Below are 11,941 nucleotides of genomic sequence, written 5' to 3' on the forward strand. Positions count from 1 at the left end.
TTTAAGCAAGAACTAGCAAAATATATAGAGTACTATAATCATAAAAGAATTAAGGCAAAACTAAAAGGCATGAGCCCGGTACAATACCGGACCCATGCCCAAAAGGTTGCCTAATGAAATAATCTGTCTAACTTTATGGGGTCACTTCATTCGTAAGGATGGCTTTTCTTTGTAAATTAATTAATTAAAAAGCTTAGGGCAGATAATAAGACAGCGAACCCTAAAATAACACCTACAACCTTAATATGACGCTTACGCCCCATAACAACAATCGCAATATATTCTCGAATCATCGCATTTGGCCAATAGTAGAAAGCAGTTTTTGAACCAATTCCTTGGCTATTGAGTCCTGCTTGTCTTGCATATAAGCCAGCACGGAATAGGTGGAAGTTGTTCGTTGTAAAGATGCTTTTATATTTATCTGGCTTTAATGAATCCATAATTTGTTTTGAAAAGAGCATGTTTTGATACGTATTTACGGAATGCTTTTCTTGTATTGTATGCTCGATAGGAATACCTTTTTCAACAGCGTACTTTTGCATTGCTTCTGCTTCAGGAAGATTTTCATCGGGTCCTTGTCCACCTGAAAAAATAATTGTGGGCGGAGAAGCGACAGCTGCTTGTTTCCAGTAAAAATCAATTGCCTTATTAATTCTGCTTGCTAAAAGCGGTGGTACTTTATCATTAATTAATCCGCTACCAAGAACGATAATGAAATCTTGATTACGTCTTGGTCTGTTGAATTGATAAAGGAAATAGGCGGTTAAGAAATTTGATAAGTGTATAAAGAAATAGAAAATAATAAGAGATATTGCACCGAAAATAGGCTGGAAATGCGGAGAGAAAAAGCTAGCCGGATTAATGATAGGTATTATTAAAAATAGTAAAATAAATATACCTAAAATTAAAGTTAAGCAATTAGAAAAGCGTCGTCCTTCTTTTCTCATTAGTGTTTTTGCATTGAGAAACAACCCGACAATTAAGGCGATTATACCAAAGGGAAGCATAAAGAGAAGTACTAATAATGGTATCGCAACAAATGGTTGGATATTCGGGTTATTTGCTTTGACAAGTAAATAAAGGCAAAAAACTAGAAGTGAGCAGAAAAACATATTAAATAAAAATCCGTTTATTATTCTTCTAGGATCTTTTATATAAAAGAATAGAAAAATAATGAGTAGAGTAAGCGTAATAAATCCAAAAAACATGACTTTTGTATACACCTCAGTTTTTATATGATTGTTATAAAGTTCCACTTATATATTACATTATCTAAAAGAATATAGTTAGAAAAATAAATGTTTAGAAATTTCTCAATAAACAATATAGATAAATATGATAAAATATATTCAAAGCGATATATTAAGTAAAGTGGTTTAAATTAGGGAAAGGCACTCTTTGGAGTGTCTTTTTTCTTTTTATCCTGCTATTCGCGGGCAGTAAGACCCCCACCCAAAAGTTCAGCGAAAGTAAAGGAGTTAGGTAGGGGATAAACTGTACGTACAAGTCTGATGGTAAGGGCAAATAATCAGTGAGGGATGAAGAAAACATCCACTGATGGAAGTTTCACTTTATGCTGTAGATCATATGTAATTATGCATATTGGTTTTATTTCAGGTGAAAAAAGGAAAGGAATCAATTACACTGTGATTTGTGGGTACATTCTATAAAGCAGAATTTTTCATATAATGGTTCATCTCGATTCTTTTGCATCTAACAATCTTGTAACAATCATGGATTCTGTTTTATAGGGTATGTTTACGTATGATGGGAATAGGGTTTCAACATATAAAGGCAATATAAACAAGTAGGGGCGCCTCTTTGGGAGGCGTTTTTTTTTTGTGGAAAGGCACTTTTTTACTATCATTATAGGGAAAAATATCTATACTAAACATTAGCAATCTTTCGTATAAATATTATCAATTTACGACACACTCGATTCATGTAAAATGAATTGTGAAAGGGTTTTCTTTTTCAAAACATTACCCCTAATAAATGTTTGAAGAAGTTAAATATCTCTTCATACTAGTCATTCATGCTTACAAAAAAACACTCATTACGGGTGTTTTTTTGTTTTGAATTGAAGGAGAGCTTTTTCTTTTTTTTTTAAACATGCTATTTTTTTAGGCTCTTTTCATAAACTGAAAATAACACAATGAAGGTGAGTGATACGATGCCTGCTGTTATTGATGGTGTAGTTATTGAAAACTGTAATGGTTCAATTAATTTAGGGGATAAATATAATGTACATCCAATCGAACAAACGAAAGCATATAACGGTTCTGGATCGTCTAATGTAGGATTTAGTGTGAGAGCTTTTAATGGAATTAGTGCTACAGATGTGTATGATAAAGATGTGAATGATCAAGGGATACAATTTACGCTATAAGCTTTAAATGAAAAAAGACGCTCCTAAGCGAGCGCCTTTTTTCATTCTAGTGATATCCTTTTGCAGAGTCTTTATGAATTTTTTCTTTGAAAATCGTGTAGCTCCATAATTGATATCCGATAACGATTGGTACCATTACCATTGCGACGAAGAACATGATTTTTAAGTTTAGTTCACTGCCTGCTGCTTGGTATAACGTTGTACTATATGCATCGTTAATGCGTGATGGCAACATTCTTGGGAACATGCCTGCAAAGCCAGTTGTCATAAACATGGCAATTGTTAAGCATACAAATGTGAATGCAAAACCAATTTTATGTTTGTAAACCATAATGATCGCTAAGACACTCATTAACATTGCTAGTAGCGGAAGAATGAACAGTACAGGATATTCCGTAAAGTTTTGGAATAAGTTTGTACGGTTTGCAGTTGCTACATAGAAGATGGCTAAAATGATCGCAGCTGCCATTGAAAATGGTTTTGCAATTTTATAAGCGCGATCTGATACTTCACCAGATGTTTTAATCATGACCCAAAGTGCACCGGATACAACAAAGATTGCAGTGAAGAAGAGACCGCCTAAAATACCGTAATGGTTTAATAAGCTGAATAATGTTCCTTCATAGCCGTCTTTTCCAATTTGCAGACCGTAATAAAGGTTTGCAAATGTAACACCGAATAAGAAGGCAATCAGGAAACTACCAATTGCAAACGCCCACTTACAAGTACTTTGCCAAATTGGTGAATCATCCTTATGCATAAATTCAAGCCCAGCTGCACGAGCGAAAAGAGCAAGTAATACTAAAAATAAAGGTGTATATAAGTAGCTAAACATATTTGCATATGTGATTGGGAAGGCAGCGAATGTTGCACCGCCTGCTGTAATTAACCATACTTCGTTACCGCCCCAGAACGGTCCAATTGCTTCTTGCATTTGATTTCGTTCTTGCCGGTCTTTGGTAACGAACGGGAAAATCATTCCGTTACCAAGTGCATAACCGTCGAGAATAAAGTAAACCGTCCAAATCACGCCCCATAAACCAAACCAAATGACTGCAAGCATATCATGAGACATGAGCTGCACCTCCTTTAGTAGGTTCTTCTAATGCTGCTGGTCCTTTCTTAGCAAATTTCAGCATGAGATATACATCGGCAATTAAAAGTAATGTATAGAACAATACTAAACTAAGTAATGAGAACCAAATTTGCGGTACAGAAATTGGTGAAACTGATTCTGCTGTTCGCATCAGTTTGTATACTGTCCATGGCTGACGTCCCGCTTCAGCAACGATCCACCCAGCGTTAATCGCAACATATGGAAGTAAGACAGACCACATTGTAATTTTTAAGAAACGTTTTGAGTTTTCTAGTTTTCCTTTGCGGCTTAAATAGAAACCAAACCATGTAAGTGCCATAAAGAATGTGCCAAGTGCAACCATTAAACGGAAGCTGTAGTAAACTAGATTTACGTTTGGACGTTCGTCCTTTGGAATATCTTTTAAACCGACGATTTTTCCATCAAATGAATTTGTATAGAAGAAGCTGCCGAGTTTTGGAATTGTTAATGCTTCGAAGTTCTTCTCATTTTTCACATCGGGAATTTGGATGATTGAAAAGCCTTGACCTTTACCAGTTTCCCAAACAGCTTCCATTGCTGCACCTTTTGCAGGTTGCATTTTCGCTGCGAAAGCACCGGATTCGTGACCGATGAAAGGTGTTGCAGTTGCGGCGAATATTCCTAATACTAACCCAAACTTAAATGATTTCTTAAAGAACTCCACGTCGTTTTTACGTAATAAATGATACGCACTAATTGCCATAACGAAGAAAGAACCCACGATATAACAACCAACAACTGTGTGGAAGAACATATGCCATGCATATGGGTTTGTAACAAGTGCCCAGAAGTTATCTAATTCAGCACGGCCATTACGCACCACGTAGCCAACAGGGTTTTGCATAAAGCCGTTCGCTGTAATAATCCAAAGTGCGGAAATATTTGTTCCAAGCGCAACCATCCACATACAAAAAGCACGGAACTTTGGTGAAATTTTATCTTTACCGAATAACCAAATTCCCATGAAGGTAGATTCTAAGAAGAAAGCAACAAGTGCTTCGATTGCAAGTGGTGATCCGAAGATGTCCCCCATATATTTCGAGTACTCAGACCAGTTTGTTCCGAATTGGAACTCCATCGTAATACCGGTTATGATTCCCATTACGAAGTTGATCGTAAATAGCTTACCCCAGAAATTCGCCATTTTTCGATACGTTGGATTTAATGTACGTGCATATTGTGTTTCCATACACGCTACTAAAATAACAAGTCCGATTGTCAAAGGTACAAACAAAAAGTGATAAAAAATAGTAATTGCAAATTGAAAACGACTCAGTAACAGAACGTCGGACATAATAAAGATTCACTCCTTTTTAACATTATCTACATTTAGTTTATAGTGGAAACGTGAGTAAAGTATGGGAGAGTTGTTACAGAGCTGTGTGTATATTATGAAAGAATTATGTCGGTTGTCTGAAAAATTATATATTTGCAATAAAGTAATATCCTTTTGGGATTTTTTAGATTTTGGTACACTTAATAAATAGTTTATATAAAGGAAAAGGGGGTCTTTTTACTATGAAGTCATTAGAAGAGATTTTGCAGTATAATGAAAAATTCGTTGAAGAGAAAAAATATAAAGAGTATGAGGCAGGAAAATTCCCGAATAAAAAAATGGTAATCATTTCTTGTATGGATACACGTCTTGTTGAATTATTGCCAAAAGCAATGAATATGCGTAATGGTGATGTGAAAATTATTAAAGTAGCGGGCGCTGTTATTTCACATCCATTTGGAAGTATTGTGCGTAGTGTATTAGTTGCTGTGTATGAACTTGGGGCAGATGAAGTATGCGTTGTTGGTCATCATGACTGCGGTATGGCAAAAATTCAGGCGAGCAGTACAATTGAAAAAATGAGAGAGCGTGGGGTAACGGAAGAAAAATTAGATACACTTCGCTATTCTGGAATTGATTTACAAAGATTTTTACAGGGGTTCTCTAGCGCCAAAGAAAGTGTAGAGCACAGCGTTTCAGTACTTCGTAACCATCCGTTACTTCCAGCAGAAGTACCTGTTCATGGTCTTGTGATTCATCCTGACACAGGAAAATTAGATTTAGTTGTAAATGGCTACGAAGTTTAAGAATTTACTTTGTCATCCTTTTTATCTGGGACAGGATCAAATCCTCCTGGATGAAAAGGATGACATTTTAATAGGCGCTTTAGTGTGAGCCAAAAGCCTTTGAAAGCACCATGTTTTTGAAATGCCTCTAATCCATAATGAGAACATGTTGGATAAAAGCGACATGTAGGTGGTGTCATCGGGGAAATAAACTTTTGATAAAAGCGTATGATGCCAATAAAAATCTGTTTCATAACGGTCTCCTTTTCAGCATATTCTTTTAGTATTATAGCACGGCTATACATAATACTTTACTAATCTAGATATCCGTTATATCATATTGGATATAACGGAATTAAAATTAAAGTGGGAGAGATGTTTTATGCCATCAGTAGAGAGCTTTGAATTAGATCATACGATTGTAAAGGCACCTTATGTAAGACATTGTGGTGTTCATAAAGTAGGTAGTGACGGTATTGTTAATAAATTCGATATTCGTTTTTGCCAACCAAATAAACAAGCGATGAAACCAGATGTCATTCATACGTTAGAACATTTATTAGCATTTAATTTACGTAAATATATTGATCGTTATCCGCATTTTGATATTATCGATATTTCACCAATGGGTTGTCAAACAGGATATTATCTTGTAGTAAGTGGTACACCAACAGTGCGTGAAGTAATTGACTTATTAGAACTCACATTAAAAGATGCGGTTCAAATTACAGAAATTCCAGCTGCAAACGAAACGCAGTGCGGTCAAGCGAAACTTCATGATTTAGAAGGAGCAAAACGCTTAATGAATTTCTGGTTAAGCCAAGATAAAGATGAGCTTGAGAAAGTATTTGGTTAATAGATGAAAAAGCTGCCTGTGAAAAGGCAGCTTTTTTAGTTTTTGTATATGGCATATGTTGTCGAAGCGCCGATATATGAGAAGGAAAAAGTTATTTTTTAAAGAACATCGGAGGCGAGCTCACAAATAAAAACTTAGCAGGTTTCTCCGTATGATTAAACCAATTATGAGAGCTTGAATCATCATATTTAACTTTTATTGTCAAATCAAATTAAGAAAATATACTTTGTTTTTACTTTAATCGAATAAAAATAAGCCTCTTTATTTACTCCAGCATCATTAATAAAATTAGCTAATGGATTAGCAGTTAAATGATCGTTTTTCTGAAAAACAGAGGGCATGGTTTTTAGTTAGATGTTCTTTCGTGGTCTCCTATGTATATTTTTCAGTCTAGTTTAAAATATAAAGTAAAAACGTGTAGTGTTTTTTACTAAAATATATAGCGATATGCTAATGTTTTTCACTAAAAATTTTTTGACTTTTTTGAATTTTTTTAGTAAAAAGATAATAGGTCTTTGTTTTTTAGTAGAATGAATTCGGAGTTAGGATGGAAAACCTTTTTAGTTCGTATTACATAAGGGGGCTTTTAGATGATATATAACCAGTTAATGGAGAGTTTTAAGAAAATATTTCATCAAGAGGAGTATCGTACTTTCTTTGCGCCTGGTCGGATTAATTTGATTGGAGAACATACTGATTATAACGGAGGAAATGTGTTTCCATGTGCCATTACTTTCGGTACTTATGCGTTAGCAAGTAAACGAGATGATACGTTAATATGTGCCTATTCATTGAACTTCCCCGAAAAGGGTGTTATTTCATTTTCTTTACATGAATTAGATTATAAGCAAGAACATGATTGGGCGAATTATCCAAAAGGTATGATTCGTTATCTCATAGAAGCTGGATATAGCATTGATTCAGGAATTAACATTATGTTTTATGGAAATATTCCCAATGGTGCGGGATTGTCATCATCTGCCTCTATTGAGCTTGTAACAGGGGTAACGATGGAAGGATTATCTCAATTCGAATTAAATCGTATAGAACTAGTTAAAATTGGTAAAAAGGTGGAGAATTATTTTATCGGTGTAAATAGTGGCATTATGGATCAATTTGCTATTGGGATGGGAAAAGCAAGATATGGGATGTTATTGAATTGTCAAACACTGAATTTCACGTATGCGCCACTGCAGTTGGATAACTACAAGATCATTATTATGAATACGAACAAGCGTCGAGAACTTACGGCTTCTAAATATAATGAGAGAAGAAAGGAATGTGAGCAGGCACTTGCAAATTTGCAAGTGATAATTGATATAAATTCCTTAGGAGAAATAACTGAAAAAATGTTTGAACAATATAAGCATGTAATTAAAGAAGATAGCTTAAGAAGAAGGGCTAAACATGTTGTGTATGAAAACTGCCGAACATTGCAATCTGTAAAAGAATTAAAAGAAAATAATATAAAAGAATTTGGAAGACTGATGAATGAATCTCACTGTTCTTTACGTGATGATTATGAAGTGACAGGACGAGAACTAGATGCATTGGTTGAATCAGCTTGGGAACAAGAAGGGGTTATAGGAGCACGTATGACAGGTGCAGGGTTTGGTGGTTGTGCGATTGCAATCGTTGGGGAAAAATATACCGATCAATTTATTTGCAACGTTGGACAAAAGTATAAAGAAATTATCGGTTACGAAGCGACATTTTATGTTGCTGATATTGGAGATGGGGCACGAGAGTTGCAGAGAGAAGAAATGCAATGAATGGCAGGTTTCGTGCTTGTATAGCAACTCGTAGAGCAAAGTTCAATGTAGTAGTTACAGCTAATGTGTAACTATTTTATTTTTTTTATAGTTTAGGATGGGTATGAAAATAATCCAAATGGATATAACGATTCAGCGGAGGGAAAGTATCATGAATGTTTATCAAGTCATTGAGCAACTTATAAAACGGGCATGTTCACTTCGGTTTATCGAAAGAGAAGATGGAATTTATATAAGAAATCAAATTCTTCACCTTCTTCATTTAGAGCGTTTTGAAAAGCAAGAAAGTAAAGCGGAAGAAAAAGAAATAACAGATTTACTAGAAGATTTAGTTCAATATGCGAGTGAACAAGGAATTATCGATGATTATTCTTATAATAGAAACATATTAGCGAGTCAAATTATGAACTGCTTCATGTCAAAACCATCGACTATTAATCAATGTTTCTATCAATATTATGAGTGCCATCCAGAACATGCGACAGATTATTTTTATGAATTAAGTCGAATAAGCAACTATATTCAAACGAAGCATGTTCAGAAAAATATTAGTTATAAAGCCAATACAGAGTATGGAGAATTGGACGTTACGATTAATGTATCTAAGCCAGAAAAAGATCCAAAAGAAATTGTAAAAGAAAATGTAATACAGAATACGGATTATCCGAAATGCTTGCTTTGCATTGAAAATGAAGGATATGTGGGTAGAATTGATCATCCGGCACGTTCTAACCATAGGATGATTCGAATGGAATTATTAGGAGAGAGATGGTACTTACAATATTCCCCTTATGTATACTATAACGAACATTGTATTGTGTTAGCAGAAACACATCGGAATATGGAAATAAATCGTCAAGCTTTTGAAAGATTACTTTCTTTTGTGAAACAGTTCCCTCATTATTTTATTGGCTCTAATGCGGATTTACCTATTGTAGGTGGATCCATTTTATCACATGATCATTATCAAGGTGGGAAATACGAATTTGCAATGGCAAAAGCAGAAGATGATTATGTATTTCAATTAGATAGATTTTCGGGGGTTCAATGTTCAGTAGTGAAATGGCCTATGTCTGTTATTCGCTTAAAAGGTAAGGATTCTAATTTATTAGTAAATGTGGCAGAGTCCATTTTGGACAAATGGAAGCAATATAGCGATTCATCTGTTCATATTTACGCAAGTACAGACGGGGTGCCACATAATACGATTACACCTATTGCTCGCAAGCGAAATAAACAGTATGAGTTAGATCTTGTACTACGCAATAATCGCACAAGTGAGAAGTATCCTTTTGGTATTTTTCATCCGCATCAAGATGTACAACACATTAAGAAGGAAAACGTCGGTTTAATTGAAGTGATGGGATTAGCTGTACTTCCAGCAAGGTTGAAATTAGAGTTACAAGAGGTAGAACGATATGTATTGTATCAAGACAATAGTGTAGCGGAATATCACAAACGATGGGCAGAACAACTGAGAGAGCGGTATAAAAAGGAAGCGAATGAAGGGGATATTCACGATATTGTTCAAAAAGAGTTAGCCGCTAAATTTTTAAGGGCATTAGAAGATGCTGGGGTTTTCAAACGAAACGATGAAGGAATAGCTGCATTTAAACGTTTTATACAAAGTTTAGAGGAGCCGAAGATAGGGATATGAAAGTCTTTCAAAATGTATTTGGTAAAGTAAATGGAGAAGATGTGTACGCTTATACATTAAAAAATGACAAGGGTATAGAAGTTACGTGTTTAAATTACGGTTGTGTAATTACGAAAATCATTACTCCTGATAGGAAAGGAAATTATGAAAATATCGTTTTAGGTTTTGAAGAATTGGAAAACTACGAGAGATATTCCACGTACTTTGGAGCGGTTGTAGGAAGAGTGGCTGGCAGAATCAAAGGTGCTCAATTTGAGTTGGATGGTAACACATATACGCTAGTGAAAAACGAGCAAGAAAATCATCTTCATGGTGGTTTTAAAGGATTTAGTTATATTGTTTGGAATGCTAAAATAATAAAAAATGAGAAGGAAACCGGGATTGAATTTACTTATACTAGCCTTGACGGAGAAGAAGGATATCCAGGAACTGTACATGTAAAAGTGATCTATACGTTAAATAACGCGAATGAATTTTTGATTCGTTATGAAGCGCAGTCAGATAAAACGACCATATTAAACGTAACGAATCATACGTATTTTAACTTAAGTGGCAATTTAAAACGGGATGTCTTACAGCATACTTTAAAAATGAATAGTGATCAGTTTCTAGAATTAAACGAGCAATTATTACCAACGGGTGAAATATTGGATGTAATAGGTACGCCCTTCGATCTCCGAGCAGGAAGACAAATAAAAGAGGGAGTATATTCTCGCTATTATCAAAATGAATTAGTAGGAAAAGGATATGATCATCCTTTTCTTTTGAATAGCAACTACGACCAGGAAATCATATTATGGGATGAAGAAAGTGGTCGTAAATTAGTTGTGGAAACAGATGAGGTTGGGGTAGTTTTGTATACAGGAAACCAATTACCAAGTGATTTTGAAATATGTGGGGTACAATCCAAAAAGTATTTAGGGCTTTGTTTAGAAACGCAAGGATTGCCTGATGCCATTCATCATCCGAATTTCCCTTCTTACATTTTAAATAAAAATCAATTATTCTCCTCCTCAACGAAATATACGTTTAGGATTGAATAATTGAGAAGAGTAGGTGAATCAGGTATGGCAACGATTAAAGATATAGCAGAGAAGGCAGGCGTATCCATTGCTACTGTTTCTCGGGTGTTAAATAATGATCCATTACTTTCTGTCAGTGATGAAACGAAGAAGAGGATATTTGAGGCAGCAGAGGAGCTTTCTTATAAGAAGCGTACAAATCGTAAAAAAGAATTACCGAAAATTGCTTTGGTTCATTGGTATACAGAAGAAGAAGAGCTTAACGATTTATATTATATGTCCATTCGTTTAGGAATAGAAAAAAGATGTGAACAGCAAGGTTTGAAAATTGTAAAACTTTTTCATAGCCAAATGGAAGAGTTGATGAAGGAAAACATTCAAGGCATGGTTGCAATAGGGAAGTTTAGTGACCGAGAAATAGGTTTATTTGAAACGATAACAAAAAACATTGTATTTGTAGATTATTCTTCAAATGAAGATATTTTTGATGCCGTTGTGGTAGATTTTGAAAAGGTAACAATGAAGGTGATCGATCATTTAATAGAAAAGGAACATCAAAAGATTGGATACATAGGAGGACGGGAAACATTTAAAGATCAGACTTCCGAAATTGAAGATCCAAGGGAACGTGCCTTTATAAAATATATGAAGGAAAAAGAATTATTTTATGAGAATTATATATACACGGGTCAGTTTTCAGTAAACGATGGTTATTTATTAATGAAGCAGGCGATAGAAGAGCAGCAGGATCAGTTACCGACGGCTTTTTTTGTTGGAAATGATGCGATGGCAATCGGATGTTTGCGGGCATTACATGAATGTGAGATTCCTGTTCCAGAAAGAGTAAATATAATTGGTGTAAATGATATCAGTATTTCTCAGTATCTTTCTCCAGCGCTCAGTACAGTGAAAGTATATACGGGGCTTATGGGAGAAACGGCAGTGGATTTATTAATGGAAAGATTTTCAGGACGGAATGTAGCTAAAAAGGTAATCTTGTCAACGAAATTAAACATTAGGAAAAGTAGTTTTTAGTAAATGAATAAATGAAAAAAGAAATTCCTGCT

At 34.9% G+C, this 11,941-nt stretch carries 12 protein-coding genes; 8 read left to right on the forward strand and 4 right to left on the reverse strand.

Going from position 1 to position 11,941, the window contains the following annotated elements; genetic code table 11:
* A partial coding sequence (locus AC1DIT_RS06170; RefSeq protein ID WP_476998113.1) for an IS3 family transposase occupies positions 1-114 on the forward strand: 114 nt, incomplete at its 5' end.
* Between the two features lie 62 nt (positions 115-176).
* Here the strand turns inward: AC1DIT_RS06170 and AC1DIT_RS06175 are convergent.
* Positions 177-1,208, reverse strand: coding sequence for a YdcF family protein (locus AC1DIT_RS06175; RefSeq protein WP_016133321.1), 1,032 nt, complete (start codon positions 1,206-1,208; stop codon positions 177-179).
* A 947-nt stretch (positions 1,209-2,155) separates the two neighbouring features.
* Between AC1DIT_RS06175 and AC1DIT_RS06180 the strand changes: the two genes are divergently transcribed.
* Positions 2,156-2,389 carry a spore germination protein gene (locus AC1DIT_RS06180; protein WP_088094368.1) on the forward strand — a complete coding sequence of 78 codons (234 nt, stop codon included), beginning with the start codon at positions 2,156-2,158 and terminating at the stop codon, positions 2,387-2,389.
* A gap of 46 nt (positions 2,390-2,435) precedes the next feature.
* Here the strand turns inward: AC1DIT_RS06180 and cydB are convergent, their stop codons facing one another.
* Both cydB and AC1DIT_RS06190 read right to left on the reverse strand, forming a co-directional pair.
* Entirely contained in the window at positions 2,436-3,464 is a 1,029-nt protein-coding gene (gene cydB / locus AC1DIT_RS06185) for a cytochrome d ubiquinol oxidase subunit II (RefSeq protein WP_016116789.1), read from the reverse strand.
* Positions 3,454-4,800, reverse strand: a complete 1,347-nt coding sequence (locus AC1DIT_RS06190) for a cytochrome ubiquinol oxidase subunit I (protein WP_016116788.1) — start codon at positions 4,798-4,800, stop codon at positions 3,454-3,456. The genes cydB and AC1DIT_RS06190 overlap by 11 nt, the downstream gene beginning before the upstream one ends.
* A gap of 224 nt (positions 4,801-5,024) precedes the next feature.
* On the opposite strand from AC1DIT_RS06190, the gene AC1DIT_RS06195 reads away from it, so the two are divergent.
* The gene (locus AC1DIT_RS06195) at positions 5,025-5,588 is read left to right on the forward strand and encodes a beta-class carbonic anhydrase (RefSeq protein WP_016116787.1); all 564 of its coding nucleotides are present in this window, start codon (positions 5,025-5,027) and stop codon (positions 5,586-5,588) included.
* Here AC1DIT_RS06195 and yidD read toward each other — a convergent pair.
* Entirely contained in the window at positions 5,585-5,821 is a 237-nt protein-coding gene (gene yidD / locus AC1DIT_RS06200; protein WP_016116786.1) for a membrane protein insertion efficiency factor YidD, read from the reverse strand. The two genes, AC1DIT_RS06195 and yidD, sit on opposite strands and share 4 nt — an antisense overlap.
* Positions 5,822-5,949: 128 nt before the next feature.
* On the opposite strand from yidD, the gene luxS reads away from it, so the two are divergent.
* From luxS to AC1DIT_RS06225, 5 genes are all read left to right on the forward strand, one after another.
* A complete protein-coding gene (luxS, locus tag AC1DIT_RS06205) occupies positions 5,950-6,423 on the forward strand; it encodes an S-ribosylhomocysteine lyase LuxS (protein WP_016116785.1) in 474 nt (157 codons plus the stop codon).
* A gap of 590 nt (positions 6,424-7,013) precedes the next feature.
* A complete protein-coding gene (locus AC1DIT_RS06210) occupies positions 7,014-8,195 on the forward strand; it encodes a galactokinase (protein WP_016133320.1) in 1,182 nt (393 codons plus the stop codon).
* A gap of 151 nt (positions 8,196-8,346) precedes the next feature.
* Complete coding sequence (galT, locus tag AC1DIT_RS06215; RefSeq protein ID WP_016116783.1) at positions 8,347-9,852, forward strand: UDP-glucose--hexose-1-phosphate uridylyltransferase; 1,506 nt, start codon at positions 8,347-8,349, stop codon at positions 9,850-9,852.
* On the forward strand, positions 9,849-10,895 hold the full coding sequence (locus AC1DIT_RS06220; RefSeq protein WP_016116782.1) for an aldose epimerase family protein: 1,047 nt from the start codon (positions 9,849-9,851) through the stop codon (positions 10,893-10,895). The genes galT and AC1DIT_RS06220 overlap by 4 nt, the downstream gene beginning before the upstream one ends.
* Before the next feature lie 24 nt (positions 10,896-10,919).
* On the forward strand, positions 10,920-11,909 hold the full coding sequence (locus AC1DIT_RS06225) for a LacI family DNA-binding transcriptional regulator (protein ID WP_016116781.1): 990 nt from the start codon (positions 10,920-10,922) through the stop codon (positions 11,907-11,909).
* The last annotated feature ends 32 nt before the right edge of the window (positions 11,910-11,941 follow it).

It is taken from the genome of Bacillus sp. 05T22 (genome assembly GCF_056396765.1).